We start from the raw sequence: 26,693 nt of genomic DNA on the forward strand, positions 1-26,693 counted from the left end.
GTGCACACCATGGCGAACACCTCCTCCTCCGGACGCCGGGCCGCCCTGCTCGCCGGTGCGGTCGTGACGCTCGGCGCACTGACCGCCTGCGGCAGCGCGGACGGCACGGCGACCGCGCCCCGGCAGCCGCCCGCCCGGAGCGACCGAACCGCTCCCGGCGAACAACCCGCCACTACGACCGAACCGGCGCCGTCCACGACCGCGGACCGGCAGTCGGGCCGCTGCCGCACCGGCGAACTGCGCGCCGAGGTCGGCCGCATGGACCCCGGAGCGGGCCAGCGGAACTTCCCGGTCGTCCTGACCAACACCTCCGCGCGCACCTGCACGGTCTACGGCTATCCGGGCGCCGCGTTCGTCGACGCGTCCGGCGAGCAGCTCGGCCCGGACCCCGAGCGCGCTCCCGGCTCACCGGCGCGGGTGACGCTGGCCCCCGGGGAGAGTGCCTGGGCGGGTCTGTCGTACTCCAGTCCGGAGGTCAGCGGGGCGCGCACCGCTCGCCCGGCGGCGCTGCTGGTGACCCCGCCGGACGAGCGGGAGCCGATCGAGGTGCCCTGGACGGCGGGTGCGGTGCCCGTGGCCGGGAACGCGTCGTCGGTGTCCTTGACGGTGCTCGCGCCGGGCTCGGGGCCCTGACGGCCCGGCCCTCCCGAGGTCAGCGGCGTCCGCCGCCGTGGCCGTGGCCGCCCCAGCCGTCGTGGTCGTCGTCGCCCCGGCAGGCGTACGGGTCCGCGGCGCAGTCGTCCGTGACGGAGGGCGTCGGGGTGGGCGACGGGGCCGGGGAGGCGGTTGCCTTCGGGGGCTTCGACGGGGTGGGGGCCGGTTTCGGTGTGGGCGCCGCCGGGGTCGTGGGTTCGGCCCAGTTGACGGCCTTCAGCTGCAGCTCGGGCGTGGAGGTGTCGATCACCCAGCGCTGGGCCGGGTCGTCCGTGCGGGTCTTGAGGACCAGTGCGCCGGAGCCGTCGGTCGCGGCGGGCGTCAGCGCCAGCTCCTGGTCCCGGCGCGGGACGAGGGTGCCCTGGAGCGTGAAGTCGTAGCGGACCTCTTTGGTGTCCGTGCAGGGCGCGAGCCGTACCGAGTAGCCGAGACGGGAGTCCAGGCAGAGATCGGGCTCGGCGGCGCTGCGCAGGCGGCCGTCGGTCTCGTACACCCACTGCTGGCCGGCCTGTGCGGAGCACTCCGCGAGCCCGGTCTCGGCGCCCTTGAGGACCGCGCCGCCGACGATGCCGACGCAGAGCCCGGAGGCGAGGTTGTGCAGCCGCCCGGTCAGCGTGCCCTGCGCGGCCTCCTCGGCCCCGGCCCACGAGGGCCCCCTCGTCGGGGTCGGGCCCTCGGAACCGGCGGGCTCGGAGCCGCGGCCGGTGGGGGCGGTGCCGTCCTTCGGGCCCAGGGCGGACCACAGCACCACGGGGACCACGACCAGCGCGCCGACGGCCGCCCCGGCGACGGTGAGATGGCGTCGGCGCACGGCACGGCGGGCGGCCTTGCGGGCCCGACGGCTGCACCCGGGCCGCGAGACCGCCGGGGAGGACTCGGGGGCGGGCCCGGCGGGTGCCTCGGGTGCCTGTCCGGCGCCGAAGTCCTCGCCCAGGACGGTCGCCGCCCGAGCCACCGGCGCGCTCTCGTCGTCCGCGCTGCGCGCCCGGGACTCGACGTACTCCCGTGCTCCCCACCCGAGGACGGCCTCCGCCAGCGCCGGCCCGAGTCCGTGGGGGAAGCAGGCCAGCTGGCCGGCGGTGTCCCGGCAGTGCTTGCACCCCTCCAGGTGGGCACGGAGATCGGGGTCCACGTCGACCGCGCCGCGCCGGTAGGTGACGTCGAGCAGCCGCAGGTAGCGGCGGCAGTCCTGGTCGGGGGCGAGTTCGCGGTGGAGCTGGAGGCACTCCTCGCGCAACCGGTCGCGGGCGCGGCCGAGTTCGACGCGGGCGCCTTCCACGTCCAGGCCCAGCAGCCCCGCGGGTGTCTCCAGGGGTTCGGCCTCGACCTCGGTGTGCCACAGCAGGCAGCGGGCCGACTGGGGCAGCCGCTGGAAGGCGCCGGACAGCAGACGGCGGTGGGCCGGCGGCAGCAGTCGGGCGGCGACACGCTCGCCGCCGGGGGCGTCGGAGCGCAGCTCGGGGTGGAGCAGTTCGCGCCGCTGGTCGGTGTCCCACTCCCCCGCCACCCGCCGCACGGTGACCAGGAGGTGGGGGCGCCAGGCGGAGGTCGGACCGGTCTGCCGCAGGGTCTGTCCGAAGAGCCTGGTGAACGCCGCGGTGGTGAGCATGCCGGCGGCGCGGGCCGTACTCGTGCACAGCCGCGCGTAGGCGAAGCCCGCGGCCCAGTGCCGGTCGAGGAGTTCACCCACGGGCTGGAGCGCGGGTGACGCGCCCGTCCACTTCTTGAGTTCGGCGCTCAGTTGCGCGTCGGTCAATTCGAGAAGGCGGGCGTTTCCTGGGGAATTCGGCAAGCCTGCGTCGTGCACGCGGCATTCCTCCGGAGGGCATGCGGCATCATGCGAGGTGAGGGGGCGAGGTTCACCTTTGCACAGGTCAGCGACAGGGAACAAGAGTTTCTGCGGTTCCGTGCATTGCGTGCGCACCGCGGCAATTGAATACGCGTCAATAAAGGTGTTGAACACTTTGTTGAAGTGAAAAAGGAACGGTCCGTGCGGAACCTGGACCGGCGTCCCGCACGGACCTCACGACCGCAGGGTGTCAGTGGCCGACGATGTCCCGGGCCGTGTACGGCTGTTCCAGTTCCTCGATCTCCTTGTCACTCAGCGTGAGTTCGACCGCGGCGGCCGCGTCCTCGATGTGCCCGGGCCTGGCCGCGCCGACGATCGGGGCCGCCACGGTCTCCCGGTGCAGGAGCCAGGCGAGGGCCACCTGGGCGCGGGGGACGCCCCGGTCGTTCGCCACCCGGGTGACCGCCTCGACGATCGCGCGGTCGCTCTCCCGGTACAGGCGGCCACCGAAGTCGTCGGTCGCGCTGCGGCCGGTGACGGTGCCCCAGTCGCGGGTGAGGCGGCCGCGGGCCAGCGGGCTCCAGGGCAGGACACCCACACCCTGGTCCGCGCAGAGCGGCAGCATCTCGCGCTCCTCCTCGCGGTAGAGGAGGTTGTAGTGGTTCTGCATGGAGATGAACCTGGTCCAGCCGTTGAGCCGCGCCGTGTACTGCATCTTGGAGAACTGCCAGGCGTACATCGAACTCGCGCCGATGTAGCGGACCTTGCCGGCTTCACCAGGTCGTGCAGCGCCTCCATGGTCTCCTCGACCGGGGTGTGCGGGTCGAAGCGGTGGATCTGGTACAGGTCGACGTAGTCGGTGCCCAGGCGGCTGAGGCTGTGGTCGATCTCCGTCATGATCACCTTGCGGGACAGGCCCGCACCGTTGGCGCCGGGCCGCATCCGGCCGTTCACCTTGGTGGCCAGCACATACTCGTCGCGCCGGGCGAAGTCGGCGAGCGCCCGGCCCACGATCTCCTCGCTGGTGCCGTCGGAGTAGACGTTCGCGGTGTCGAAGAAGTTGATGCCCGCCTCCAGCGCCTGCCGGATCAGCGGGCGGGACGCCTCCTCGTCGAGTGTCCACTCGTGCACACCTCGGTCGGGCAGCCCGTAGGTCATGCAGCCCAGACAGATCCGCGACACGTCCAGGCCCGTCGAACCGAGCTTCACGTACTGCATCGTTGCTGCTCCTGCCTTCGGGGTCGGTATCAGAGGGAGCGTACGACGCGGACGGGCCGCGCTTTGCTGCCCGCAGGTGACCGTGCGGCGTGGGAGCGGCTCGCGGGCCGGATCGCTCCCGCATTCTCGGCGCAGAGGACCGGCCACCGGCCGGTCACGGCCCTGCGGGAGGAATGCGGTGCGTCTTGACAGGCTGAGGACTCTGCTCGGAGCGGCCCTGGTGCTGCCGCTGGGGCTCGTGGCACCCGCGTGGGGACTGCCGGACCCGCCCCCGGCGCCGGCCGTCGCGGGCCCGGCCACGCTGTGCGCGCCCGCCGGGGTGCTGCACGGCTCGGAGGGGCAGCGGGCCTCGGTGTCCCTGTGCCTGGGCAGCGGTACGCCGATGATGGCGGTCTCGGCGCCCGCGACCTGCCGGCGGGCCGGTTCGTCCGCGCGGACGGCCTGTCTGACCTCGGGCTCCTGGACCGCCCGGCGGAACGGCGCGACCGTCGCCTCCGGGACGCTGCCCGGGTCGCGGGAGTACCCCGGTCCCGGCACCTACGACATGGAGGCCGAGGTCCGGGTCCGTTCCGATCCCGCCGGTGTGGACCTGACCGGCACGGTCCGGGCCACCCTCACGCTCAGCGCGCCCAAGGCGGCGCCCACGCACCGTGTCGAGGTGGACCGGTCGACGCTGCGGCGCGGTGCGGCGACGACGCTGACGTACACCGTGCACCGGGACAGCGAACGGGGGGACGGCAGCGCGCGGTTCGGGCTGATCGGCGAGGAGGCATCGGGGGTGGTGCTCGCCACGGGCGACGCCCGCTGCGTCAACCCGCTGGTCGGCCGGCACCCCTCGACGAGCCGCAACCGGTACGCCCTCGACTGCGCACTGACCGACCTGCAGCCGGGCCACCCGGCCACCGTGGTCGTCCGGGTCGCCCTGCGGGACGCCTGCTCCACGGTCGTCTCCAAGCTCGGCTACTGGATGCCGCAGGGGCAGGCGCTCTACACCGGCGGCATGCTGGCGGGGCCGACGGTCGACTGCGTCTGACCTTCCCGCGTCATACCCGGTCCGCGGCCAACTCCTCGACGCGGGCGAGGAGTTCGGCGCGGCCGATGGCGTCGGCGCGGGTGGCGGGCACGGTGCAGGCGTACGCCCCGGCGACGGCTCCGTACCGGGCGCACCGGACGGGGTCCTCGCCGTTCAGCCAGCCGAGCAGGAAGCCGGCGGCGAAGGCGTCGCCCGCGCCGTTGGAGTCGACGACCGGGGCCGACGGGGGCACGGCGGGGATGTGGGTGAGGGTGCCGGCGCTCAGCAGGTGGGCGCCCTCGGCCCCGGCGGTGGCGACGACGACCCGGGCCCGGCCGCGGGCGGCGATGTCCCGCATGGTGCGCTCATGGTCCAACAGGGCGGTGGTCGACAGGAAGACGACGTCGGCGGTGAGGGCGAAGGGCTCGTGATAGGGGTTGGCGCCGTCCCAGTCGTGCAGGTCGGTGGAGAGGGTCAGGCCCGACTCCCGCAGCAGGGGCAGGGCGTGGGCGCAGGGGTGGGTGATGACGACGTGCACGTGGCGGGCGGCGGCCGCCAGGGCGCGCACGGTCTCCGCCGGGAAGCGGTCGGCCTCCCGGGAGCGGGTGTCGTCGTACAGGGACAGCCGTCGGCCGTCGGGGTCGACCAGGTTGACCGCGCGCTTGGTGCCCGCGGGCTGCGGTACGGCGGTCAGCGGGATGCCGTGGTCGCGGTGGAGGGCACGGACCAGATCCCCCTCCGGGTCCTCGCCGAGCATGTCGAGGTGGTGGGTGCGCAGGCCCAGGGCGGTCAGGCCGAGCGCGACGAAGTCCCCGCTCTGCCCCGCGCGGCTGGTGATGCCGGGCCGGATCATGTAGCTGTCGGCGTAGGGCAGGGGCAGTTCGGGGACGTGGACGATCGTGTCCACGCCCGCGCCGCCCAGGACCAGGACGTCGGTCTCGGTGCTCATGGCGTTGCGTCGTTCCTCTCGGCTCGGAGAGGCGAGTCAAACAGCCCGGCACCGTAGCTGCAACAACTTGCTGCAAATTTCGGCAACTTGCTTCCCGCGCTACGGCATCTCCAGCAGGTCCAGCGCGCGCTCCCATCCGAACTCCGGCCGCTCACCGTCCGGTCGGGGGTCGCCGGTGTACGGCTCGCCGAAGCGGACGCCCATCCCGCGCAGCCGGTTCAGGCTCTCCCGGTACGCGGGATGGGCGGCGAGCGCGTCGGCCACGCAGGGCAGGGCGGCGACCGGGACGCCCAGGCCGGGGGCCTCGCACAGGGTGGCCACGGCGAGGGTGTCGGCCAGGCCCCGCGCCCACTTGTTGACGGTGTTGAAGGTGGCGGGCGCGACCACGACCGCGTCCGGCGGCGGGAAGGGGCGCGGATCGCCGGGGGTGCGCCAGGCGGAGCGGATCGGGCGGCCGGTGAGCGTCTCCACGGCGGTCGTGTCGAAGAAGCCGTTCATCGCCACGGGCGTCGCGATGACCCCGACCTCCCAGCCCCGCTGCCGTGCGGCGAGGACGAGTTCACCGACGCCGGCGGCGATTCCGGCGGCGCAGACGATGACGTAGAGGAAGGGTCTCCCGGCCTGTTCGGTCATCCCGGAACCCTACTGAACGGGCAGCGGCTCCTCGCGACGCGGGCCGGGGATCCGGCGCTCGTGCTCCTCGATGCGCAGGTCGTTGATGCTGGCCTCCCGCCGGGTCATCAGACCGTGCGCGTCGAACTCCCAGAGCTCATTGCCGTACGACCGCCACCACTGGCCGTCGGCGTCCTGGCACTCGTACTGGAAGCGGACCGCGATGCGGTTGCCGTCGAAGGCCCACAGGTCCTTGCGCAGGGCGTACGCGCGCTCCCGGGCCCACTTCGCGGTGAGGAACTCGACGATCCGCGCCCGGCCGGTGAGGAAGGTGTCGCGGTTGCGCCAGACGGAGTCCTCGGAGTAGGCGAGCGCCACCCGGTGCGGGTCGCGGGTGTTCCAGGCGTCCTCGGCGGCGCGCACCTTCCGCGCGGCGCTCTCGCGGGTGAACGGGGGCAGGGGCGGGCGGTCGGGCACGGGGCCTCCTGACTACGGGAGAACGAGCGTTCTCCGTTACGCTCGGCACGGTAGGAGAACGCACGTTCTCGCGTCAAGGAGCCGTCGGACGGGGAGTGGCCGGACATGGACAGCGCAACCGCCCGGGAGCGGGCCCTGGACGCCGCGGAGGAGCTGTTCTACCGCCGGGGCATCCAGTCGGTCGGCATGGACGAGCTGCGCGGCGCCTCGGGCGTCTCCCTCAAGCGGCTCTACCAGCTCTTCCCCGCCAAGGAGCAGCTGGTCGAGGCCTACCTGGAGCGGCGCGACGGGCGCTGGCGCGGCCGGCTCGCCGCCCAGGTGGAACGCGAGCCGGACCCCGCCCGGCGGGTCCTCGCCGTCTTCGACTGGCTGGAACGGTGGTTCGCCGAGGACGGCTTCCGCGGCTGCGCCTGGATCAACTCCTACGGCGAACTCGGCGCCGGCTCGCACCGGGTGGCGGAGCAGGTCCGGGCGCACAAGCGGGCGTTCCGCCACTACCTCGGCGCCCTCGTGGCCGACGCGGGCCTGCCGGACGAGCTGACGGGGCCGCTGTTCCTGCTGGCCGAGGGCGCCATGGTGACGGCGGGCATCACGGGCAGCGCACAGCCCGCGGCCGAGGCCCGCGAGGCGGCGCGGCGGCTGCTGGAGTCCCGCTGAGGTCAGGCGGCGGCGAGCGCCGTCACCGCCTCACGGGCCCGTGCCAGGGAGTCCTGCGCGAGGGGCGCGAAAGGGGCCAGGTGCGGCAGCAGCCCGGCCAGCGTCAGCTCGGCGGCGACGAGGTGAAGGTTCTCCGGTCGTACGCCGAGATGGCCGAAGTAGGCCCGCAGGTACGGCGTCTGGAAGTCGTCGTGCTCGCGCGGGGTGCCCGGGCCGTAGCCCCCGCCGCGGGCCATGACCACCACCACCCGCAGCTCCCGCAGCAGGCTCTCGCCGGTGCCGGGGTCGGTGAAGGCGCCGGGGAAGGTGACGCGGTCGATCCACGCCTTCAGCGAGGCGGGCACCGAGAAGTTGTACATCGGCACGCCGAGCAGCAGGGTGTCCGCGGTGCGCACCTCCTCGATCAGGGGGCGGGTCAGCGCCCACGCGTGTTCCTCGGCGGGGTTCTCGACGAGCGCGGGAACCTTCTCCGGCGCGACGAAGCCCGCCAGTTCCACGCGTCGGCCGAGGGCGGCCTGGGCCGCGGTCAGCGGGGGCACCGGGTCGGCGCACAGGTCGCGGTAACGGTGGTGTTCGGTGCGGTGGGCGGCGCGCCAGGTGGTCGCGAACAGCGCGGTCAGCCGCCTGGTCACCGAGTCGTCGGCGGTGTCGGCACTGGAGTCGATGTGCAGCAGGTTCATGTCGGTCACCTCTGTGGGCCGGGATGCGTCACAGGGGTGACGGCACGCGACGAGGAAAGGTGACCCATGGCCGGGGACGAGACGCTGGCGCGGCGCTTCGAGGCGGAGCGCGGGCGGCTGCGGGCCGTCGCGCACCGGATGCTCGGCTCGCCCGACGAGGCGGACGACGCCGTGCAGGAGGCCTGGCTACGGCTGTTCCGCACCGGCGGCGACGGCATCGACAACCTCCCGGCCTGGCTGACCACGGTCGTCTCCCGGATCTGCCTCGACATGCTGCGGGCGCCCTCGGCCCGGCGGGAGGAGCCGTACGGGCAGCAGCCGCCGGAACGGGACCGCGCCGCGGACGGCCCCGAGGACTCGGTGCTGCTCGGCGATTCGGTGGGGCTCGCCCTGCTGGTGGTCCTGGACCGGCTGGGCCCGGCCGAGCGGGTCGCCTTCGTGCTGCACGATCTCTTCGGCGTGCCCTTCGACCGGATCGCCCCCGTCGTGGGCCGGTCCAGGCCCGCCGCGAAGAAGCTGGCCAGCCGGGCCCGGCACAAGGTGCGCGGCACACCGGCGGTGTCCGGCGCCGAACTCGACCGGCACCGACGGGTCGTCGAGGCGTTCCTGGCCGCCGCGCGGGGCGGGGACATGGGTGCGCTGCTCGATGTGCTGGCCCCCGACGTGGTGCGCCGCGCGGACCCCGCGGCCCTGCCGCCCGGGACGGCACCCGAGCTGCGCGGCGCCCGCGCCGTGGCGGAGGGGACGCTACTGCTGCGGGAGCGCTCCCGGTATGCGGCGGTGGCCCTCGTCGACGGGCGTGCCGGGATCGTCGTCGCCCCGGAGGGACGGCTGCTGCTGGCCCTGAGGGTCACCGTCGAGGGCGAGCGGATCGGCTCCTACGAGGTGATCGCCGGCCCGGACCGGCTCAGCCTTGTGGAGGTGGGTGTGTTCGGTCCGCCGCGGCTCAGCCGGGTTGAGGCGGGTGTGCTCGGTCCGCCGCGGCTCAGCCGGACACGGTGATCGCGCCGACCGGGCAGGCGCGGGCCGCCTCGCGGAGCATCGGGTCGCGGAGCACCGGGTCGCCCGAGCCGGTGTCGTGGCCGGGGAGCAGGAGGCTGAAGCCGTCGTCGTCCTGGGTGAAGACGCCGGGCGCGGCCAGGGCGCACTGGCCGGCGCCGATGCAGACGTCCTTGTCGATGTCGATGTGCATGACCGTCAGCCTTGTACAGGTCGGGAGTTCCGGCATCTCCAGGATCGTGGCCTCGCGGGAGATTTCTTCTCCGGGACGCATGAACCCCCGCCCGCCGGGCACCCGAGCGTCAGGCCCCGCCGCGCTCCCCCGTCGCGGCGGGGCTTTGCCGTGCCTCCTGGGCGGCCCGGTCGGTGATGTCCAGGAAGATCTGCTCCGCCTCCGGCACGGCCTCGCCGACGGCCCGCTTGATCCGTACGGCGACCTGCTCGACCTCTTCGCTGTCCAGGCCCGGCACCAGATCGACCCGCGCGGCGACCAGCGCGCTCTCCAGGCCCGTCTTCATGGTGAACAGCGCCTCCACGCTGTCGATCTCGGGCTGTTCGCAGAGCAGCGCCCGGATCCGCTCGGCCGCCTCGGGGTCGGCCGCCTCGCCGATCAGCTGGTCGCGTGCCTCGCGGCCCAGCCGGTAGGCGACGTAGACCAGCAGGGCGCCGATGGCGAGGGAGGCGGCCGCCTCGTAGACGACCTGGCCGGTGACCATGTGCAGGACCATGCCGGTCAGGGCGAGGGTCACGCCGAGCACCGCGGTGCCGTCCTCGGCGACGACCGTGCGCAGCGCCGGGTCGCGCAGCCCGCCGTCGAGGCCGCCCTGCCGGTGCGCCTGGTACAGCGCCCGGGCCAGCGAGGCACCCTCGGCGAGCAGGGCGAGGGCCAGCACGATCAGGCCAGCCACATAGCCCTCCAGGTTCTCCTCCTCGGTGCCGCTCCGGAGGGCCTCGACGCCCTGGTAGAAGGAGAAGCAGCCGCCCATGACGAAGATCCCGACGGCGGCGAGCAGCGACCAGAAGAAGCGTTCCTTGCCGTAGCCGAAGGGGTGCCGGCGGTCCGCGGGGCGGCGGCTGCGGCGCAGCGCGGCGAGGAGGAAGACCTCGTTCACGCTGTCGGCCACCGAGTGCGCCGCCTCCGACAGCAGCGCCGGTGACTGCGCGGCCAGCCCGCCCAGCGCCTTGGCCACCGCGATGACGAGATTGGCCGCGAGCGCCACCAGCACCGTGACCCGCGTCCTGTGGTCCGCTTCCGTAATCCTGCGGTCCGCTTCTGTAGTCGTGCCACTCATGCTTCGGCGGATGCCCGGGACCGGGCCGATCACACGGTGCCGTCCGGCGAAATCGGGGGACCCGGTGGAGGTCCGACAGGAGAGGAGGGGCGCGATGCCCGACGACGGCAACGCCGCCTACGGCCACAAGTCGTTCACCCGGTCCGCGGGCCATTTCGCCGACCGGGTCACCGCCGACGGCCGGGACGGCTGGCCGGTGGAGGCGGGCCGGTACCGACTGGTCGTCAGCCGTGCCTGCCCGTGGGCGAGCCGGGCGGTGATCTCCCGGCGCCTGCTGGGCCTGGAGGACGTCCTGTCGATGGCCGTCACCGACCCGATCCAGGACGACCGCAGCTGGCGCTTCACCCTCGACCCGGACGGCCGCGACCCCGTCCTCGGCATCCGCTTCCTCGCCGAGGCCTACGACGCGCGCGAGAAGGACGCTCCCGGCGGGGTGAGCGTGCCCGCGCTCGTGGACGTGCCGAGCGGGCAGCTGGTCACCAACGACTACCAGCGCATCACCCTGGACTTCGCCACCGAGTGGACGGCCCTGCACCGGGACGGGGCGCCGGACCTGTACCCGCGCGAGTCGCGGGAGGAGATCGACACGGTCATGGCGGAGGTCTACCGGGACGTCAACAACGGCGTGTACGCGGCCGGGTTCGCCACGGACCAGAAGGAGTACGAGGCGGCCTGCGCGGGGGTGTTCCGGCGGCTGGAGCTGTTGTCCCGGCGGCTGGAGGGGCAGCGGTACCTGGTCGGCGACACGATCACCGAGGCGGACATCCGGCTGTTCACCACGCTGGTGCGTTTCGACGCGGTCTATCACGGTCACTTCAAGTGCAACCTGTGGAAGCTGGCGGAGAACCCGGTGCTGTGGGCGTACGCCCGCGATCTCTACCAGACGCCCGGGTTCGGTGACACCGTCGACTTCGATCACATCAAACGGCACTACCACCAGGTGCACACCGGCATCAATCCGACCGGCATCGTGCCGCTCGGCCCGGGCCTGTCCGGCTGGCGCGCCCCGCACGGGCGGGAGAGGCTGGGCGGCCGGCCCTTCGGCACCGGCACCCCGCCCGGGCCGGTGCCCGCGGCCGAGCAGGTTCCGGACCTGACCCTTTAGGAGACAGACGTGGCCAAGAAGAAGGCAAAGAAGCTGAACCTTCCGCTCGCCTACAAGCCCCTCGGGTTCGCGATCGGCTGGGCGGGCGGCGCGCTCGCGGGCCTCGCCTTCCAGAAGACGTGGAAGGCGATCCGGGACGAGGACGACGCTCCCGACGCCCTGGACCGGGAGCGCGGCTGGGGCGAGATCCTGCTGGCCTCCGCGCTTCAGGGCGCCATCTTCGCGGTGGTGCGCAGCGCCCTGAACCGTACGGGCGCGAAGGCCGTCGAACGGACCACTGGAGTGTGGCCGTCCGACGTCAACAAGGACGGCAACAACCCCTAACCCTGTTTCGGCGCCGTCGGCGTCACCAGGCGCAGGGTGAAGGAGTGGCCGGCCGGGTCGGCGTATCCGCGTTCCTCGAAGGGGCCCGAGGCGTCCTTGGTCTCCAGCGGACGGCCGCCCAGGCCGATCACCCTGCGCTCGGCCTCGTCCAGGTCCTCCACCACGAAGTCCAGATGCGTCTGGAGGGAGTTCTCCGGGCGGGGCCAGCTCGGCGGGGTCGCGTTCACGTCGCGGCGGAAGGCCAGCCGGGTGCCGTCGGCGCCCCTGATCTCCACCCGGTTGGCGTTCGCATCGGTCTGCTCGGCCTCCAGCAGCTCCTTGTAGAACACCGCGAGCTTCTCGGGCTCGGCGCAGTCGAGCACCAAGACCCCCGCTTTCACCAGTGCCATGTCTCCTCCGTACGGTCGCGGGCGCGGAGCCGAACTGCCCCGCCGCCCTTACCCGTTCGGATATCCCCGCCCGCGGAAATCAGTCCGCGACCAGCCACTCCCCGTCGCGCATCAGCTCCCGCCCGGCGAGCTCGTTCGCCTCGCGCCAGGCCTGCACGCGCTGCGGCCGCACCCGGAAGTACAGGTACTCGGTGGTGAGTTCGCGCGGGTCGAAGCCGGTCCGGGCGGCGAACCCGTCCCCCTCCCCCGCCCGGAGTCCGTCGGCCGTGAGCGCGTCGACGGTGCCGTCGATCATCACCACGTCCCGGGTCGGCCCGAGGCCGATCCGCACGGTGCCGGTGGCCTTGAGGTTCCGCCCGGTGGGACTGGCGGCGGGCGTCGCGAGGAGCAGCGTCTCCCCGTCCCACAGGAAGGACAGCGGCACGAGGTACGGCGCTCCCGCCTCGGCGCCGGCGGTGGCGACCCACAGGTCCTCGTCGTGCTCCAGGCGGTGCAGGGTGTCGAGCTTGCGCTGCTTCGCGGGACGTGCGGGCGGCGGGGTCATCGGGGACAGCCTCCTGGCGGGACGTCGGTCGGTGCGGGCCAGTGTGACAGCGGGTGATCAAGTACGTCCCCGGATTTCCGCGAGCCGGGCCGCCGCCGCGCCGAGCAGCAGGTCCAGCGCGGCCGGATAGGAGCTGCGTCGCATGTCGGCGACGAGATGGCGGACGGTCGCGGCGATGTGCGGGTGGGTGTCGGCGGGCAGCCGGGCGTACGTGGCCTCCCAGACGGCGCTCTCGGCGTCCCGGGCGGCCTTCGGCAGGGCGGTGCTCGCCGAGTCCAGGGCGCCGAAGGCGAGGGCCTGGTCGACGAAGGCGTGGTAGACGCGCACCGCGTCGGGGTCGGGGAAGCCGGCTCCCCGCAGCACGCCGAGGATGGTCTCCACGGCCTGGATCTCGTGCACCCGCCCGGTCACCCGGTAGGCGCTGAGCACCGCGGCCCGGGGGTGGGCGAGTGCCCCCGCGTGCACGCGCAGGCCCAGGTCGCGCAGGTCGGCGCGCCAGTCGCCGGTCGGCCGCCAGGTCCGCAGGGTGCGGCCGATCAGCTCGTCGGCGATGGCGAGCATCAGGTCGTCGGCGTGCCGGAAGTAGCGGTACAGGGAGCTGGGGTCGGCGCCCAGGGCGCGGCCGAGCCGGCGTACGGACAGCGCGTCGGCGCCGTGCTCCTCGATCAGCCGGAGCGCGGTGGCGACGATCAGCTCCTCGGACAGCACGACGCCCTGTTTGGTCGGGCGCCGACGCCGACGGTCGGCGGCGGGGACGACACGGTCGCCGCTCATGGGTGCCTCCTCCTGGGGGGGCCGGGGGGCCTGGTGGGCTGGCGGCCGGGGGGCCGGGGCCTGGCGGGCTGGCGGGCTGGCGGGCTGGCGGGCTGGCGGGCTGGCGGGCTGGCGGGCTGGCGGGCTGGCGGGCTGGCGGGCTGGCGGGCTGGCGGGCGCACCTTATGACAACACCGTTGACCTGTGAAGCGGGCGGCCAGTTTCATATGCGGTGACCGGGCCTGCCGTGGCCCGCTGGTGCGAGCGGAGCCCGTCATGACCGTCACTCCCCCAGCCGGGGACCCGCCCGCGCTGCGGGTGCCTGCTCCCGGCTCAACCGCGTCGAGCCGAACGCGGGCAACGGCTATGTGCGGGTGGGCCGGTCGCGCAGTTCCCCGCGCCCCTGAGGCGGCGCTGTCACCCTCCTAGTTGCAAGGAACCCGCATGCACGCAGATCTGCTCTTCACCGGCGGCCCCGTCCTCACCCCCGAGGGCCGCACCGCCACCGCCGTGGCCGTCACCCGCGACCGCGTCACCGCCGTAGGAGGGGACGAGGTCCGGGAACTCGCCGGGCCGCGCACCGAGGTGGTGGAGCTGGCCGGACGGCTGCTGCTGCCCGGCTTCCAGGACGCGCACGTCCATCCGGTACCGGCCGGGCTCGAACTCACCCAGTGCGATCTGACCCGGGCGAAGACCGCGGCCGACTCGGTCGCCGCCGTGCGCGCGTACGCCGAGGCGCACCCCGAGCGGGAGTGGATCACCGGGGGCGGCTGGTCCATGGAGGCGTTCGAGGGCGGTACGCCGGCCAAGGCGCTGCTGGACGCGGTGGTGCCCGACCGGCCGGTGTATCTGCCCAACCGCGACCACCACGGCGCGTGGGTCAACAGCCGCGCCCTGGAACTGGCCGGGGTCACCCGTGACACGCCCGACCCGGCCGACGGGCGGATCGAGCGGGACGCCTCCGGCGAGCCGAGCGGGACCTTGCAGGAGGGGGCGATGCACCTGGTCGGCCGGCTCACCCCGCCCGCCACGCCCGGGGACCGGCTCGCCGCGCTGCTGCACGCCCAGCGCCATCTGCACTCCCTCGGCATCACCGCCTGGCAGGACGCGCTCGTCGGGGATTTCCTCGGCATGGACGACCCGGCCGAGGCGTACCTGGCGGCCGCCCGCGACGGCTCGCTGACCGCGCGCGTCGTCGGCGCCCTGTGGTGGGACCGCGGACGCGGCGCCGAGCAGATCCCCGAACTCGTCGAGCGCCGAGCCGAGTTGAGTCACGGACGGTTCCGGGCCGGCACCGTGAAGCTGATGCTGGACGGGGTCGCCGAGAACGGCACCGCGGCCCTGCTCGACCCCTACCTGGACCGGTGCGGCTGCGCCACCGCCAACCGGGGCACCAGCTTCATCGACCCCGGCCGACTCCCGGCGTACGTGACCGAGTTGGACGCGCTCGGCTTCCAGTGCCATTTCCACGCGCTGGGCGACCGGGCCGTACGCGACGCCCTGGACGCCATCGAGGCGGCCCGCGGGGCGAACGGGCCGAGCGACACACGGCCTCACCTGGCCCATCTCCAGGTCGTGCACCCCGATGACGTACCGCGGTTCGCGGCGCTCGGGGCCACGGCGAACATCCAGCCGCTGTGGGCGGCGCACGAACCGCAGATGGACGAGCTGACCATTCCCTTCCTCGGGCCCGAACGGGCCGGATGGCAGTACCCGTTCGGTGCGCTGCTGCGCTCCGGCGCCCGGCTCGCGGCGGGCAGCGACTGGCCGGTCAGCAGCCCCGACCCGCTGGAGGGCATCCATGTGGCGGCGAACCGGGTGGCACCCGGCGGCACCGGGCCGGTGTTCCTGCCCGCCGAACGCATCGGGCTCGCCCAGGCGTTGACCGCCTACACAGCCGGATCGGCGTATGTGAACCATCTCGACGACACCGGTGCGGTGCGGCCGGGGGCGCTGGCGGATCTCGTGGTCCTGGACCGCGACCCGTTCGCCGGGCCGCCGGAGGAGATCGCGCACGCCCGGGTGGCACGGACCTATGTGGGAGGCGCGCGAGTCTACGCGGCTCAAGGGGAGTAAGCAGGAACCGGCTTGGGTAAGGCACCCCGCCGACCTCGCGGTAGCCGGTGCGAGGCACATTCGGCTGCTCGGTCTCGAAGCACGCCGCACCGGGAACGTTCAGGCGCGGCGCGATTCCTGGAACGTGCGCCGGTAGGCCTGGGGTGAGACGCCGATCGCCGCGTGCAGATGCTGGCGCAGGGAGGCGCCCGTGGCGAAGCCGACCTCGCCGGCGATGTGGTCCACCGGCAGATCGCTGGCCTCCAGCAGATGACGGGCCCGGGCGACCCGTTGCTGGATCAGCCAGCGGCCGGGGCTGAGGCCCACCTCGTCGTTGAAGCGACGGGCGAAGGTACGCCGGCTCATCCGGGCGTGGGCGGCGAGGTCGGCCAGCGTCAGCGGCTCGCCGAGCCGCTCCAGGGCCCAGGCCCGGGTGGCCGCGGTGCCGGCGGCGCCCTGGTCGGGGACCGGCTGCTCGATGTACTGGGCCTGGCCGCCGTCCCGGAAGGGCGGCACGACACAGCGGCGGGCGACACGGTTGGCCAGCTCGCTGCCGTGGTCCTTGCGGACCAGGTGCAGACAGATGTCGACGCCGGAGGCGGCACCGGCCGAGGTGAGCATGCGGCCGTCGTCGACGAACAGCACATCGGGGTCGACGTCGACCCGCGGGAATCTGCGGCGGAACCAGTCGGCCACCTGCCAGTGGGTGGTGGCCCTGCGGCCGTCGAGCAGTCCGGCCGCGGCGAGCACGAAGGCGCCGGTGCAGATGGAGAGCACGCGCGCCTCGGGGCGGATCAGCGCCAGGGCGGCGCCGAGCTCGTCCGGGAGCTCGTCGGGGATGTGCGCCGGCTCGATCGCGGCGATCACCACGGTGTCGGCGGTGGCCAGGATCTCCGGACCGTGGGCGACGCCGATGGTGAAGTCGGCGCTGGTGCGCACCGGCTGTCCGTCGACGCTGCACGTCAGCACCTCGTACCGGCCGTCCGCTGCGCCCAGGATCCGGGCCGGGATGCCCAGCTCGAAGGGGTAGACACCCTCCAGCGCCAGGACGACGACCCGCTCCACGCCCCGCTCCGCATGTTCTCGCTGCATGGCACGATCCTATCGAACGGTGGCAATGTTGCCATTGTCCGGACGGGCGGCACCCGCCAGGCTGGATGACCATGAGCACTGTGAACACCATGCGCGCCATCGGTCAGGACGTCCTCGGCGGTCCCGAGGTCCTCAAGGAAGTCGAGCTGCCGCGGCCGTCGCCGCGCCCCAACGAGATCCTGGTCCGGATGCGGGCAGCCGGGATCAACCCCACCGACTGGAAGCACCGCGCCAACGGCGGCTTCCTGGGCCGGCCGCCCTTCGTCCTCGGCTGGGACGTCTCCGGAGTGGTCGAGGAGGTCGGCATCGGCGTCGCCCGCTTCCGGCCCGGCGACGAGGTCTTCGGCATGCTGCCGTACCCCTTCGGCCATGGCTCGCACGCCGAGTTCGTCACCGGTCCGGCCCGCGCCTTCGCCCTGAAGCCCGCCGTGATCGACCACGCCCAGGCGGGCGCGCTGCCGCTGGTCTCGCTGACCGCGTGGCAGGCGCTGGCCGAGACGGCCGACCTGCAGGCCGGGCAGCGGGTGCTGATCCACGCGGCGGCCGGCGGGGTGGGGCACGTGGCCGTGCAGATCGCCAAGGCGCGCGGCGCCTACGTCATCGGCACGGCGAGCGAGGGCAAGCACGGCTTCCTGCGCAAGCTCGGCGTGGACGAGCTGATCGACTACCGGTCGACGGACTTCGTCGAGGCCGTGCGGGACGTCGATGTCGTCCTGGACACCGTCGGTGACGACTACAGCCTGCGCTCGCTGCGGGTGCTGCGCCCGGGGGGACTGCTGGTGTCGATCCTGCCGGTCGGCTCGGACGAGCTGTACCAGGAGGCGGAGCGGCTGGGCGTGCGCGCCCTGCGGATGCTCGTCGACGCCTCGCACTCCGGGATGAGGGCCGTCGCGGACCTGGTCGAGCGGGGGGCCCTGCGGGCCACGATCGCCGGGTCCTTCCCGCTGGCGGACGCCGCCGAGGCGCACCGGCTCGGCGACACGGGCCGGACCACCGGAAAGCTGGTCCTGCTCGGCGAGTGACCGGGCCCGGACCAGCGGCGCCGGCTTGATCGCCGCTGCCCGCGCGCTCGTCTCCCGCACCGCCTGACCGAGGTCCGCGAACGGGCGGCCACCGATCGGGCGGTGCGGTTTCAGCCGTCGGCTGTGCCACCCGGCGTACTCCGGCGCGCGATTCAAAGACATATGTCAATCGAACATGCTCAAATGCACGCCATCGAGGGTAACTTGCAGTGCGGGAACGCTTTCGGTCCACCCGCAACCCCGCCGCCCTGGCCGCAAGTTGGAGGCGATGTCGTCGTGCAGCAGGAGCCTGCGCCGCTCACCCGCCACCTGCGCGTCCGCCAGGACCGGGGGCACACGGTCCTGGAGTTCCACGGCGAGATCGACATCGCCGCGGCGGTCGAACTCCTCCCCTGGCTGGACCGGTTGACGGCCGGACCGCACCCGCGGATCGTGATCGACCTGCGGCCCGCGGAGTTCTTCGACTGCTCAGGGCTGCGGCTGCTGTACCGGGCGCGCGGCCGGGTCCTCGACCACGGCGGGCAGCTCTTCCTGGTCTGCGTCCATCCGCTCACCCTGCGCGTGCTGCGGCTGACCGGGCTCTCCCGGCTGCTGCCTCCGCATCCGACGCTGGACGCGGCCCTGGGCCGGCCCGAGGCCACGTCCGGCTCGGTGTGACCGGGCGGCTACGTCACGACCCTGGTGACCTGTCCGGCGTCCACGGTCCGCCGCCCTCGCGGATGGCGAACTTCAGCCCCTCCTCCATCGCGACCGGCTGGATCAACCGGACGTACCTGGTGGTGTCGTCGCCCGGCATCACCATGTCGGTGCCCTTGGGCAGGGTCACCACACCCGTGACGTCGGTGGTGCGGAAGTAGAACTGGGGGCATGACCGATCTTGCGGAACATCTCGATGCCGGTGACCGTCGTCCTCGTCTTCTTGTTCGGTGATGGTGAACACGTCCTCCGGCACCTCGTCGCCCGGGAACTCGTAGGCGGTGAGCAGCGCGCGCACCTCCAGCTCGACGAGTTCCAGGATCTCCTCGTCGTCCACCAGGTCCGTCTTGTTCAGCGCGACGACGATGCAGGGTACGCCCACCTGACGGGCCAGCAGCACATGCTCCTTGGTCTGCGGCATCGGCCCGTCGGTCGCCGCGACGACGAGGATCGCGCCGTCCATCTGGGCCGCACCCGTGATCATGTTCTTGATGTAGTCGGCGTGCCCCGGACAGTCGACGTGGGCGTAGTGCCGGTGTTCCGTCCGGTACTCGACGTGCACGATCGAGATGCTGCTTCCTGTCTATTCGCTCCGCGGCGCGTCGAACAGGGCGCTGACGGACTCACCGTTGTGAATGCGCCGTACGGCCTCGGCGAGCTGCGGGGCGACGGTCAGCACCCGCAGCTTGTCGGTGCGTTCCTCGTCCGGGACCGGCACGGTGTTGGTGCACACGATCTCCAGTACGTCGGGCTGCTCACCGATCCGCTTGAGCGCGCCGGACGTGAACAGGCCATGGGTGCAGGCCACTCGGATGGACCGCGCCCCCAGCTCCCGCAGCCGGTCCAGGAGTTCGAGGACCGTGCTGCCCTTGGCGATCTCGTCGTCCAGCACGATGACATCGCGGCCGGCGACCTCACCGATCACGGAGTTGATGCTGACCCGGTCGTCCGCGAAGCGCTGCTTGGCGCCTGCGGCGACCTGGGCGCCGAGCATCCGGGCGAACGCGGCGGCCTCCTTGGCGTTGCCGAGGTCGGGCGAGACGACGGTCGTGCGGGACAGGTCGTGGTGGCGGAAGTGGGCGGCCAGTTCGCGCAGGGCGTGCAGGTGGTCGACGGGTACCGAGAAGAAGCCGTGCACCTGGGGCGAGTGCAGCGTCATGGCGAGCACCCGGCTCGCCCCGGCCGCGACCATCAGGTCGGCGACCAGACGCCCGCCGAGCGAGATCCGGGGCGCGTCCTTCTTGTCGGAGCGGGCGTAGGAGTAGTGCGGCATGACGACGGTGATCCGGCCGGCGGACGCCCCGCGGGCCGCGTCGCACATCAGCAGCAGTTCCACGAGGTGTTCCTGGACCGGAGCGACCAGCGGCTGGATGAGAAAGACGTCCCGTTCGCGGCAGTTGGCCTGGAGTTGCACCTCCAGGCAGTCGTTGGCGAACCGGCTGACCCGGGTGGGGCTGAGCGGCACGCCCAGGTGCGCGCAGACCTCCGCCGCCAGGTCGGGGTGGGCGTTACCGCTGAACACCGCGATGTCTCGCACGAACCGCTCCTCGCATGATCACTCCGGCTGGCGCGCCTCATGCTACTGAGCGGCTTCGCGCCCCTGCGCCCCCGCCTGCCTCCACCGGGTGTGCCCTTCACGCCAAGCCCCGGGTCTCGCACGGCTTTTGGGGGGCATTCGAACGGTAGGAAGGAGGGCCGTCGCCATGTCGACTCCCATCAGACGCCTCCCCAGGCGCATGCCCGGCTGGGCGAAGGCCGTGAGCGCCGTAGTGCTGGTGCTGGCCGTGCTGTTCGCCGGGATCGGGCTGACCGTGCTCCCGGGCCTGAAGGACCTCTTCGGCACCGAGACCCATGACCGATCGGGGCCCGCGCTGCTGCAGTCCATCCAGGACATCAGCCGCTACGACGCCGCCTCGGGCAACTTCCAGGTCGTGGTGGACCTGGAGAAGGACGCCAAGTACCTGCCCGACGCGATCCGCGGCTCGCGCACGCTGTACGTCGGGGCGGGCACCGTGGACGCCTATGTCGACCTCGGCAAGGTCGGCGAGGGCGACGTCAAGGTCAACGAGGACCGGACGTCGGCCACGATCCGGCTGCCGCACGCGGCACTCGGCGAGCCCGCGCTCGACCCCGACCGCTCCTACGCCGTCTCCAAGCAGCGCGGGCTGCTCGACCGGTTCGGGGACCTGTTCTCGGACAACCCCAACAGCGAGCAGGCGGTGCAGAAGCTCGCCGCGAAGCACATCGGCGACGCCGCGAAGGAGAGCGAGCTGACCCGACGCGCCGAGGGCAACACCACGGGCATGCTCAAGGGTCTGCTGCGCTCGCTCGGCTTCAAGGAGGTGAAGGTCGTCTTCGGCAGCACGTGACCGGACACCCGAGCCCTGTGCCCCGAGCCCTGTGCCCCGAGCCCTGTGCAGAGCACCGATCAACCAGGTCAAGCGGTCCCCACCGGCACTGACGTGAAGGCGCCTTAGCGGAGCCGCCCGGGCCTCTGCGGCAAGCTCGGCCCGGGCGGGCCACCGCGACGGCGGCGATCACGTTGCTACTGGCACCTGAGCCGGCCGCCCAGGCCGGTGCGGGGGAGCCGGTGCGGCGAGCCGGCTCGGGGCAGGGCCGGTGGTCGACCTGCCGCCCGAACCGCCGCGGCAAGCCCGGCCCGGGCGAGCCACCGCGACGGCGGGGAGCATGTTGCTACCGGCACCTGAGCGGAGCGCCCCGGTCGGTACGGGTGGGCTGCCGCGGCGGGCCGCGAGGGCCGGACTGAAGACGCCTCAGCAGATCCGCCCAGGGCCCGCTGCGGCAAGCCGGGCGCCACCGCGGCGGCGGCGAGCACGTTGCTGCCGGCACTTGAGCCGACCGCCCAGGCCAGTGCGGCAGGGCCGGTGCGGCGACCCGGCTCGGGTGGGCTGGCTCTGGTGGGTCGGTGCGGCGGGTGGTGAGCGCGGCGGGAGGCAGAGGGCGACGCCGGGCCCCGCAGCGTGGGAGTCAGCGTCCCGTGGGCGGAGGCGGTCGCGGTGTCCTCCGGCTCGGCCTCGTGCGCGACGCGGGCGCCGCGCTCGTGGTGAGCGGCCGTGTCGCGAGCGGTCGTCTCGTGCTCGGTCGCGGTGCCGCGGATCACGACCGCCGTGAGCGGTCGGCCGTTCAGGGCGCGGGCGGCGGCCTCGGGTTCGAGGGAGGCTCGGCGGCATCCTCGGGCAGACAGCGGGTAACCGCCTTGCGACAAAGGGACGTGGAAGACCGGAGGACCAAACGCATGGCCCGTGCAGCCTTTCGATCCCGCGCCGAGATGTTCCGGCCGCGCCCGCGCAAGCCCCCGCCGGTGACCGAACCCGAGAGGACGCCCCGGCGCTCCGCCCACCCGCTCCGCTTCCTCGGCCGGATGCTGGCGATGCTGTGCGCGTTCACGCTCATGGTGGCCTTCGCGGTGGTGCTGGCCAAGCTGACGCTCGAACCGTCCCCCGCCTCGGAATCCCTGACGCACACCAACCTGCGTCCGGGCCGGTCGCTCAGGGCCTATCTGGACCAGCCCGAACTGCGCGACGCGGTCAAGCAGATCGGCGGGAACCTGCTCCTGGGCATCCCCTTCGGAGTGCTCGCCCCGGTCCTCGCCCCCAAGACCCGCGGGGTGATCCGGGTGCTGCTGCTCACCGCGACGGTGATGCTCCTGGTCGAGTTCGCCCAGGGCGCCATGATCACCGGCCGCGCCTTCGACATCGACGACGTCATCCTGAACACCACGGGCGCGCTCATCGGCTACCTGCTGCTGGGCCGGCGGATGGGCCGGGCGGTGCACGCCCGGTAGCCGGTAGCCGGTAGCCGGTAGCCGGTAGCGTCAACTCTTGGTCCGTACCAAGGTATTGACGCCCCGTTACCTCAGTCCTTAAATCAAGAGGCGACACCTTCACCCCCCACCTCGGTTCGGCTCCCCCACCCCCCGGGGGGCGCCGACAGAAGGGAGAGTCGTGCCCTCTTCCCGTAGATCCCGCAGATTGCGCAGACCCCGCGGTCCCCGCGCCTGGCTGCTGGCCGCCCTGTCGGCCGTACTGGTCGCGACCGCCGCGACCGGCCCCGCCCGGGCCGACACCGACGCGGACGCCGGCGTCACCGCGGTGACGTTCTCCGACACCTTCGACGGGCCCGCCGGATCGGCGGTCGACTCCTCGAAGTGGCAGATGGAGACCGGCGACAACGTCAACAACCACGAGCGGCAGTACTACACGGCCGGCAACCGCAACGCCGCCCTCGACGGCCAGGGCAATCTGGTCATCACGGCCCGGCGCGAGAACCCCGCCAACTACCAGTGCTGGTACGGGACCTGCCAGTACACCTCGGCCCGGCTGAACACCGCGGGGAAGTTCACCGCACAGTACGGGCACATCGAGGCGCGCATCAAGGTGCCGCGCGGGCAGGGCATGTGGCCCGCGTTCTGGATGCTCGGCACCCCGGTGAACTGGCCGGACTCGGGCGAGATCGACATCATGGAGAACGTCGGCTTCGAGCCCTCCACGGTGCACGGCACGATCCACGGCCCCGGCTACTCCGGCGCGGGCGGCATCGGCGCGGGCTACTCCCTCCCGGGCGGGCAGGCCTTCGCCGACGCCTTCCACACCTTCGCCGTCGACTGGGCGCCCGACTCGATCACCTGGTCCGTGGACGGCAACGTCTACCAGCGGCGCACCCCGGCCGACCTGGGCGGCCGCGCCTGGGTCTTCAACAAGCCCTTCTTCCTGATCCTGAACCTCGCGGTCGGCGGCTACTGGCCCGGCGACCCGGACGGCTCCACCGTCTTCCCGCAGCAGATGCTGGTCGACCACGTGACCGTGACCACGGGCGACACACCCGCGGGCGGCGCGATCAGGGGCCTGGCGGGCAAGTGCGTCGACGTGGCCGGGGCGAACACCGCCGACGGCACCCCCGTACAGCTCTACGACTGCAACGGCACCGCCGCCCAGCGCTGGACGGTCGGCGCGGACGGCACGATCCGGGCGCTCGGCAAGTGTCTGGACGTCACCGGGGCGGGCACCGCCGACGGCACCCCCGTACAGCTGTGGGACTGCAATGGCACCGCCGCCCAGCGGTGGACGGTCACCGCGGCCCGCGACATCGTCAACCCGCAGGCGAACAAATGCCTGGACGTGACCGGCCACAACGCGGCCAACGGCACCCGGCTCCAGATCTGGTCCTGCACCGGCGCCGCCAACCAGAAGTGGACGGTCGGTTGAATGGGCTAGTGCCGGGTCCAGGTGAACTTGTCGCCGCCCACCCAGCGCACCACGTCCGGGTCGTCCAGGTCATGGACGGTGATGCCGAACGCGGCGGCGGTGGACAGGACGTCGGTGACGGCTTTCGCCTCCCCGACCACAATGCCGTCGATCTCCATGATGCGGAACGGGGGCGTGCCCGGCTGGACCCCGAGCACCATGATCCGTGGATGGGAGATGTACGGGCTCGCGATTTCGGTCATGCAATAGAGCGTAAATCGCATCCGGGGTTCGCGAACCTCGCAGGTCACCCGGTCGGCACGTGAGGAGCGCAGGGCCGCCCGTTCACGGCCGCCGCCAGTCGTCCGCGGTCAGGTGCGAACCGGCCTGCGGTCCCATGCGCAGCATGCCGCCGTCGACGCTCCAGGAGGCACCGGTGACGTAGGACGCGTCCGGTCCGGCGAGGAAGGCGATCACGGCGGCGACCTCCCGGGCGTCCCCGGGCCGCCCGAGCGGCACGCCGGGGCGGCGCTCGGTGTGCGGGTCGGTGTCCTCCTGGCCGGTCATCGGCGTGGCGATCTCGCCGGGCGCGACCGCGTTGACGGTGATGCCGTGCTCGGCCAGCTCCAGGGCCATCACCTGGGTCAGCAGGCCCAGGCCGCCCTTGGCCGCGCAGTACGGTGCCGCGCCGACCCGCGGCTGATGCTCGTGGACGGAGGTGACGTTGACGATCCGGCCGCCGTCGCCCTGCCGGATCATGTGCCGGGCCGCCTTCTGCCCGCACAGGAAGGGCCCGACCAGGTCCACGTCGAGGACCTCGCGGACGTCGTCGAGCTTCAGGTCGAGGAAGGGCGTGCTGGTGCCGATGCCGGCGTTGTTGACCAGGACGTCCAGCCGGCCGAGCCGGTCGCACAGCTCGTCGACGATGTCGGCCGCCTCGGGCAGCCGGGTGAGGTCCATCTGCGCCACGGCGGCCCGCCGGCCCTGTGCGCGGACCTCCTCGGCGGTCTCCTCGGCGCCCCGCCGGTCGCCGTGCCAGGTGATGCCGATGTCCAGTCCCGCCTGTGCGAGACGGACCGCCGTGGCCCGGCCGATGCCGGAGTCGGCGCCGGTGATCACGGCCACCTTGCCGGTGGACTCGGTGGGGAGGGACATATCGGACCTCTTCCTCGGACGGATCCTCGGGCGGATCCTCGGGCGGACGAAAGTTGCGCATCGCAGTACCCGGGCGGGTGGCGCGCAAACGGTGGGCCCGCCGTGCGGCTGCCGCCCCGCTGGGGAACCCTGGAGGCGGAGGTGGCGATGGATCCCGTCGAGGCACTGGAGCGGATCGCCTTCCTGCTGGAGCGATCCTTGGCGCCGACCTACCGGGTACGCGCCTTCCGCACCGCGGCCCGGGTGCTGGCGGCGCTGCCGCAGGCGGAACTGCGCGAGCGGGCCGCCGCCGGGACGCTGGAGGCGCTCGGCGGTGTCGGCCCGAAGACAGCACAGGTGGCGCGGGAGGCGCTGGCCGGGCAGGTCCCCGGCTATCTGGAGAAGCTGGAGGCGGAGGCGCCGTCCGGGGCGGACCGCACCGGACTGCGGGCGCTGCTGCGCGGGGACTGCCATCTGCACTCCGACTGGTCGGACGGCGGCAGCCCGATCGAGGAGATGGGCCGGACGGCGGCCGGTCTCGGGCACGAGTGGGCGGTGCTGACCGACCACTCCCCGCGGCTGACGGTGGCCCGCGGCCTGTCGGCGGACCGGCTGCGCGAGCAACTGGACGTGGTGGCGGCACTGAACGAGGCCTGGGCGCCGTTCCGGCTGCTGACCGGCATCGAGTGCGACATCCTCGACGACGGCTCGCTCGACCAGGAGCCGGAGCTGCTGGACCGGCTGGACGTGGTGGTGGTCTCGGTCCACTCCAAGCTGCGGATGGACGCCCGCTCGATGACCCGCCGCATGGTGGCCGCCGTCCGCAATCCGCATGCCGACGTGCTCGGGCACTGCACCGGGCGGCTGGTCACCGGGCGGGGGCGGCCGGAGTCCCAGTTCGACGCGGACGAGGTGTTCGGCGCCTGCGCGGAGAGCGGCACCGCGGTGGAGATCAACAGCAGGCCCGAGCGGCTGGACCCGCCCCGGCGGCTGCTGCGGCGGGCGGTGGAGGCGGGGGTGCTGTTCTCGATCGACACCGACGCCCACGCGCCCGGCCAGCTGGACTGGCAGGTCCTCGGCTGCGCCCGGGCCGAGGAGTGCGGGGTGCCCGCGGACCGGGTGGTCACCACCTGGCCGCTGGAGGACCTGCTGGCCTGGACCCGGCAGGGGCGCCTGCCGGCACGCTTGGCGGGCTCCTGACGTGGTACTCGACAACTTCCGGGACGTATGGACGACGAAGGGACGGCGCATGGGACGCGCGGCCGTGTTCGACGTCGACGGCACGCTCGTCGACACCAACCACCTGCACGCGGTGACCTGGTGGGAAGCCCTCCGGCAGGCGGGCCACACGGTGCCCATGCACGCCATCCACCGGGCGATCGGACTCGGCTCCGACGACCTGATCGCCCACCTCCTCGGTGACGACCGGGACAAGGAGGCCGACGAGGAGCTGAGCGCCGCGCACAAGGCGCTGTACGGGCAGTACTTCGACCGGCTGCCCGCGCTGGCGGACGCCGGACGGCTGCTGCGGCGGCTGCACCAGGACGGCTGGACGGTGGTGCTGGCCACCTCGGCCGGCGGCGGCGAGCTGGGCGCGCTGCGACGGGCGATCGACGCGGACGACGCGATCGCCGCGACGGCGAGCGCGGACGACGTAGAACAGGGCAAACCCGCGCCCGAGCCGGTGGAGCACGCGCTGGAACTGGCCGGGGTGCCCGCCGAGCGGGCGGTGTTCGTCGGGGACACCGTGTGGGACATGCGCGCGGGCACCCGCGCCGGGGTGCGGTGCGTCGCCGTGCTGTGCGGGGGCATTCCGCGGTCCGACCTGGTGGAGGCGGGCGCGGACGAGGTCTACGACGATCCCGCGCACCTGCTGGCCTCCCTCGAGCACGGCCCGTTCGCGTGAGGTGACACCCCCGGCGACCGCCCTGGCAGCCGCCCCTGATCGCCCCGATCGTGATTCCCCCGTCGCGGTCGGGGCCCCTTTTTGTGTCCTCTTCGTGTCCTCGCGCATTTCCGGGTACTCGGTACTCCCC

At 73.2% G+C, this 26,693-nt stretch carries 28 protein-coding genes and 2 pseudogenes; 14 read left to right on the forward strand and 16 right to left on the reverse strand.

From position 1 onward, the window contains the following. Positions 1-9: 9 nt before the first annotated feature. On the forward strand, positions 10-633 hold the full coding sequence (locus ACWD1Z_RS13620; protein WP_451118349.1) for a DUF4232 domain-containing protein: 624 nt from the start codon (positions 10-12) through the stop codon (positions 631-633). 19 nt (positions 634-652) lie between these two features. Here ACWD1Z_RS13620 and ACWD1Z_RS13625 read toward each other — a convergent pair whose 3' ends face one another. Further along, on the reverse strand, positions 653-2,461 hold the full coding sequence (locus ACWD1Z_RS13625) for a ricin-type beta-trefoil lectin domain protein (RefSeq protein ID WP_451118351.1): 1,809 nt from the start codon (positions 2,459-2,461) through the stop codon (positions 653-655). A gap of 232 nt (positions 2,462-2,693) precedes the next feature. Next, positions 2,694-3,661: pseudogene (locus ACWD1Z_RS13630) on the reverse strand (aldo/keto reductase). Positions 3,662-3,839: 178 nt separating this feature from the next. Here ACWD1Z_RS13630 and ACWD1Z_RS13635 point away from each other — a divergent pair. Next, positions 3,840-4,694, forward strand: a complete 855-nt coding sequence (locus tag ACWD1Z_RS13635; protein WP_451118353.1) for a hypothetical protein — start codon at positions 3,840-3,842, stop codon at positions 4,692-4,694. Between the two features lie 10 nt (positions 4,695-4,704). On the opposite strand, the gene ACWD1Z_RS13640 is transcribed toward ACWD1Z_RS13635, so the two are convergent. The 3 genes from ACWD1Z_RS13640 to ACWD1Z_RS13650 all read right to left on the reverse strand — a co-directional run bounded on the left by ACWD1Z_RS13640 (position 4,705) and on the right by ACWD1Z_RS13650 (position 6,711). Further along, the gene (locus ACWD1Z_RS13640; protein ID WP_451118355.1) at positions 4,705-5,622 is read right to left on the reverse strand and encodes an adenosine kinase; all 918 of its coding nucleotides are present in this window, start codon (positions 5,620-5,622) and stop codon (positions 4,705-4,707) included. A gap of 99 nt (positions 5,623-5,721) precedes the next feature. Further along, positions 5,722-6,255 carry a flavoprotein gene (locus ACWD1Z_RS13645; protein ID WP_451118357.1) on the reverse strand — a complete coding sequence of 178 codons (534 nt, stop codon included), beginning with the start codon at positions 6,253-6,255 and terminating at the stop codon, positions 5,722-5,724. Between the two features lie 9 nt (positions 6,256-6,264). Next, positions 6,265-6,711, reverse strand: a complete 447-nt coding sequence (locus ACWD1Z_RS13650) for a nuclear transport factor 2 family protein (protein ID WP_451118359.1) — start codon at positions 6,709-6,711, stop codon at positions 6,265-6,267. 105 nt (positions 6,712-6,816) lie between these two features. Between ACWD1Z_RS13650 and ACWD1Z_RS13655 the strand changes: the two genes are divergently transcribed. Beyond that, positions 6,817-7,368, forward strand: a complete 552-nt coding sequence (locus ACWD1Z_RS13655; RefSeq protein ID WP_451118360.1) for a TetR/AcrR family transcriptional regulator — start codon at positions 6,817-6,819, stop codon at positions 7,366-7,368. Positions 7,369-7,370: 2 nt separating this feature from the next. On the opposite strand, the gene ACWD1Z_RS13660 is transcribed toward ACWD1Z_RS13655, so the two are convergent. Continuing rightward, positions 7,371-8,048 carry an FMN-dependent NADH-azoreductase gene (locus tag ACWD1Z_RS13660; RefSeq protein WP_451118362.1) on the reverse strand — a complete coding sequence of 226 codons (678 nt, stop codon included), beginning with the start codon at positions 8,046-8,048 and terminating at the stop codon, positions 7,371-7,373. Between the two features lie 66 nt (positions 8,049-8,114). Here ACWD1Z_RS13660 and ACWD1Z_RS13665 point away from each other — a divergent pair, with 66 nt between their 5' ends. Beyond that, on the forward strand, positions 8,115-9,050 hold the full coding sequence (locus tag ACWD1Z_RS13665) for a sigma-70 family RNA polymerase sigma factor (RefSeq protein WP_451118364.1): 936 nt from the start codon (positions 8,115-8,117) through the stop codon (positions 9,048-9,050). Here the strand turns inward: ACWD1Z_RS13665 and ACWD1Z_RS13670 are convergent. Both ACWD1Z_RS13670 and ACWD1Z_RS13675 read right to left on the reverse strand, forming a co-directional pair. Then, a complete protein-coding gene (locus tag ACWD1Z_RS13670; RefSeq protein ID WP_451118474.1) occupies positions 9,034-9,240 on the reverse strand; it encodes a ferredoxin in 207 nt (68 codons plus the stop codon). The two genes, ACWD1Z_RS13665 and ACWD1Z_RS13670, sit on opposite strands and share 17 nt — an antisense overlap. Positions 9,241-9,349: 109 nt before the next feature. Then, positions 9,350-10,273 carry a cation diffusion facilitator family transporter gene (locus ACWD1Z_RS13675; protein ID WP_451118475.1) on the reverse strand — a complete coding sequence of 308 codons (924 nt, stop codon included), beginning with the start codon at positions 10,271-10,273 and terminating at the stop codon, positions 9,350-9,352. A gap of 160 nt (positions 10,274-10,433) precedes the next feature. Between ACWD1Z_RS13675 and ACWD1Z_RS13680 the strand changes: the two genes are divergently transcribed. Together ACWD1Z_RS13680 and ACWD1Z_RS13685 are read left to right on the forward strand one after the other, a co-directional pair. After that, on the forward strand, positions 10,434-11,444 hold the full coding sequence (locus ACWD1Z_RS13680) for a glutathione S-transferase family protein (protein ID WP_451118365.1): 1,011 nt from the start codon (positions 10,434-10,436) through the stop codon (positions 11,442-11,444). A gap of 9 nt (positions 11,445-11,453) precedes the next feature. After that, positions 11,454-11,768 (forward strand): DUF4235 domain-containing protein, encoded by a 315-nt coding sequence (locus ACWD1Z_RS13685; RefSeq protein WP_451118367.1) that lies wholly within the window; start codon positions 11,454-11,456, stop codon positions 11,766-11,768. Here the strand turns inward: ACWD1Z_RS13685 and ACWD1Z_RS13690 are convergent. The 3 genes from ACWD1Z_RS13690 to ACWD1Z_RS13700 form a co-directional block, all read right to left on the reverse strand. Next, positions 11,765-12,157: a VOC family protein gene (locus ACWD1Z_RS13690; protein WP_451118369.1), complete on the reverse strand. Its 393-nt coding sequence runs from the start codon at positions 12,155-12,157 to the stop codon at positions 11,765-11,767. The genes ACWD1Z_RS13685 and ACWD1Z_RS13690 overlap by 4 nt on opposite strands. Positions 12,158-12,236: 79 nt before the next feature. Continuing rightward, the gene (locus ACWD1Z_RS13695; RefSeq protein WP_451118371.1) at positions 12,237-12,701 is read right to left on the reverse strand and encodes a pyridoxamine 5'-phosphate oxidase family protein; all 465 of its coding nucleotides are present in this window, start codon (positions 12,699-12,701) and stop codon (positions 12,237-12,239) included. A gap of 57 nt (positions 12,702-12,758) precedes the next feature. Further along, entirely contained in the window at positions 12,759-13,475 is a 717-nt protein-coding gene (locus ACWD1Z_RS13700) for a TetR/AcrR family transcriptional regulator (protein WP_451118373.1), read from the reverse strand. Positions 13,476-13,898: 423 nt separating this feature from the next. Here ACWD1Z_RS13700 and ACWD1Z_RS13705 point away from each other — a divergent pair, with 423 nt between their 5' ends. After that, positions 13,899-15,530, forward strand: a complete 1,632-nt coding sequence (locus ACWD1Z_RS13705; RefSeq protein WP_451118375.1) for an amidohydrolase — start codon at positions 13,899-13,901, stop codon at positions 15,528-15,530. 99 nt (positions 15,531-15,629) lie between these two features. On the opposite strand, the gene ACWD1Z_RS13710 is transcribed toward ACWD1Z_RS13705, so the two are convergent. Continuing rightward, complete coding sequence (locus ACWD1Z_RS13710) at positions 15,630-16,601, reverse strand: GlxA family transcriptional regulator (RefSeq protein ID WP_451118377.1); 972 nt, start codon at positions 16,599-16,601, stop codon at positions 15,630-15,632. 71 nt (positions 16,602-16,672) lie between these two features. Here ACWD1Z_RS13710 and ACWD1Z_RS13715 point away from each other — a divergent pair, with 71 nt between their 5' ends. Further along, complete coding sequence (locus tag ACWD1Z_RS13715) at positions 16,673-17,623, forward strand: NADP-dependent oxidoreductase (RefSeq protein WP_451118379.1); 951 nt, start codon at positions 16,673-16,675, stop codon at positions 17,621-17,623. Between the two features lie 276 nt (positions 17,624-17,899). Next, the gene (locus ACWD1Z_RS13720) at positions 17,900-18,280 is read left to right on the forward strand and encodes an anti-sigma factor antagonist (RefSeq protein WP_451118380.1); all 381 of its coding nucleotides are present in this window, start codon (positions 17,900-17,902) and stop codon (positions 18,278-18,280) included. Positions 18,281-18,288: 8 nt separating this feature from the next. Here ACWD1Z_RS13720 and ACWD1Z_RS13725 read toward each other — a convergent pair. Further along, positions 18,289-18,899 (reverse strand): annotated as a pseudogene (locus tag ACWD1Z_RS13725) (GTP-binding protein); the annotation flags it as partial. 3 nt (positions 18,900-18,902) lie between these two features. Continuing rightward, positions 18,903-19,856 carry a ribose-phosphate diphosphokinase gene (locus tag ACWD1Z_RS13730; RefSeq protein ID WP_451118382.1) on the reverse strand — a complete coding sequence of 318 codons (954 nt, stop codon included), beginning with the start codon at positions 19,854-19,856 and terminating at the stop codon, positions 18,903-18,905. 166 nt (positions 19,857-20,022) lie between these two features. On the opposite strand from ACWD1Z_RS13730, the gene ACWD1Z_RS13735 reads away from it, so the two are divergent. The 3 genes from ACWD1Z_RS13735 (at position 20,023) to ACWD1Z_RS13745 (ending at position 23,544) form a co-directional block, all read left to right on the forward strand. After that, positions 20,023-20,688, forward strand: coding sequence for a DUF4230 domain-containing protein (locus tag ACWD1Z_RS13735; RefSeq protein WP_451118383.1), 666 nt, complete (start codon positions 20,023-20,025; stop codon positions 20,686-20,688). Between the two features lie 887 nt (positions 20,689-21,575). Beyond that, on the forward strand, positions 21,576-22,124 hold the full coding sequence (locus ACWD1Z_RS13740) for a VanZ family protein (protein ID WP_451118384.1): 549 nt from the start codon (positions 21,576-21,578) through the stop codon (positions 22,122-22,124). A gap of 187 nt (positions 22,125-22,311) precedes the next feature. Further along, positions 22,312-23,544, forward strand: coding sequence for a lectin (locus tag ACWD1Z_RS13745; RefSeq protein ID WP_451118386.1), 1,233 nt, complete (start codon positions 22,312-22,314; stop codon positions 23,542-23,544). A gap of 5 nt (positions 23,545-23,549) precedes the next feature. Here ACWD1Z_RS13745 and ACWD1Z_RS13750 read toward each other — a convergent pair whose 3' ends face one another. After that, positions 23,550-23,786: a hypothetical protein gene (locus tag ACWD1Z_RS13750; protein WP_451118387.1), complete on the reverse strand. Its 237-nt coding sequence runs from the start codon at positions 23,784-23,786 to the stop codon at positions 23,550-23,552. Between the two features lie 82 nt (positions 23,787-23,868). Then, the gene (locus ACWD1Z_RS13755) at positions 23,869-24,678 is read right to left on the reverse strand and encodes an SDR family oxidoreductase (RefSeq protein ID WP_451118389.1); all 810 of its coding nucleotides are present in this window, start codon (positions 24,676-24,678) and stop codon (positions 23,869-23,871) included. 147 nt (positions 24,679-24,825) lie between these two features. On the opposite strand from ACWD1Z_RS13755, the gene ACWD1Z_RS13760 reads away from it, so the two are divergent. After that, positions 24,826-25,857, forward strand: coding sequence for a PHP domain-containing protein (locus tag ACWD1Z_RS13760; protein WP_451118477.1), 1,032 nt, complete (start codon positions 24,826-24,828; stop codon positions 25,855-25,857). A gap of 49 nt (positions 25,858-25,906) precedes the next feature. Beyond that, positions 25,907-26,563, forward strand: a complete 657-nt coding sequence (locus ACWD1Z_RS13765; protein ID WP_451118391.1) for an HAD family hydrolase — start codon at positions 25,907-25,909, stop codon at positions 26,561-26,563. Positions 26,564-26,693: the final 130 nt, after the last annotated feature.

The organism is Streptomyces sp. NPDC002784 (assembly GCF_053592135.1).

Bases quoted from the DNA above. Each gene is read 5' to 3' on its own strand.
- ACWD1Z_RS13710 (WP_451118377.1), bottom strand. From the start codon at position 16,601: ATGCAGCGAGAACATGCGGAGCGGGGCGTGGAGCGGGTCGTCGTCCTG.
- ACWD1Z_RS13660 (WP_451118362.1), bottom strand. From the start codon at position 8,048: ATGAACCTGCTGCACATCGACTCCAGTGCCGACACCGCCGACGACTCG.
- ACWD1Z_RS13645 (WP_451118357.1), bottom strand. From the start codon at position 6,255: ATGACCGAACAGGCCGGGAGACCCTTCCTCTACGTCATCGTCTGCGCC.
- ACWD1Z_RS13680 (WP_451118365.1), top strand. From the start codon at position 10,434: ATGCCCGACGACGGCAACGCCGCCTACGGCCACAAGTCGTTCACCCGG.
- ACWD1Z_RS13695 (WP_451118371.1), bottom strand. From the start codon at position 12,701: ATGACCCCGCCGCCCGCACGTCCCGCGAAGCAGCGCAAGCTCGACACC.
- ACWD1Z_RS13665 (WP_451118364.1), top strand. From the start codon at position 8,115: ATGGCCGGGGACGAGACGCTGGCGCGGCGCTTCGAGGCGGAGCGCGGG.
- ACWD1Z_RS13640 (WP_451118355.1), bottom strand. From the start codon at position 5,622: ATGAGCACCGAGACCGACGTCCTGGTCCTGGGCGGCGCGGGCGTGGAC.
- ACWD1Z_RS13740 (WP_451118384.1), top strand. From the start codon at position 21,576: ATGGCCCGTGCAGCCTTTCGATCCCGCGCCGAGATGTTCCGGCCGCGC.
- ACWD1Z_RS13670 (WP_451118474.1), bottom strand. From the start codon at position 9,240: ATGCACATCGACATCGACAAGGACGTCTGCATCGGCGCCGGCCAGTGC.
- ACWD1Z_RS13690 (WP_451118369.1), bottom strand. From the start codon at position 12,157: ATGGCACTGGTGAAAGCGGGGGTCTTGGTGCTCGACTGCGCCGAGCCC.
- ACWD1Z_RS13655 (WP_451118360.1), top strand. From the start codon at position 6,817: ATGGACAGCGCAACCGCCCGGGAGCGGGCCCTGGACGCCGCGGAGGAG.
- ACWD1Z_RS13620 (WP_451118349.1), top strand. From the start codon at position 10: ATGGCGAACACCTCCTCCTCCGGACGCCGGGCCGCCCTGCTCGCCGGT.
- ACWD1Z_RS13735 (WP_451118383.1), top strand. From the start codon at position 20,023: ATGTCGACTCCCATCAGACGCCTCCCCAGGCGCATGCCCGGCTGGGCG.
- ACWD1Z_RS13700 (WP_451118373.1), bottom strand. From the start codon at position 13,475: ATGAGCGGCGACCGTGTCGTCCCCGCCGCCGACCGTCGGCGTCGGCGC.
- ACWD1Z_RS13705 (WP_451118375.1), top strand. From the start codon at position 13,899: ATGCACGCAGATCTGCTCTTCACCGGCGGCCCCGTCCTCACCCCCGAG.
- ACWD1Z_RS13715 (WP_451118379.1), top strand. From the start codon at position 16,673: ATGAGCACTGTGAACACCATGCGCGCCATCGGTCAGGACGTCCTCGGC.
- ACWD1Z_RS13750 (WP_451118387.1), bottom strand. From the start codon at position 23,786: ATGACCGAAATCGCGAGCCCGTACATCTCCCATCCACGGATCATGGTG.
- ACWD1Z_RS13760 (WP_451118477.1), top strand. From the start codon at position 24,826: ATGGATCCCGTCGAGGCACTGGAGCGGATCGCCTTCCTGCTGGAGCGA.
- ACWD1Z_RS13765 (WP_451118391.1), top strand. From the start codon at position 25,907: ATGGGACGCGCGGCCGTGTTCGACGTCGACGGCACGCTCGTCGACACC.
- ACWD1Z_RS13755 (WP_451118389.1), bottom strand. From the start codon at position 24,678: ATGTCCCTCCCCACCGAGTCCACCGGCAAGGTGGCCGTGATCACCGGC.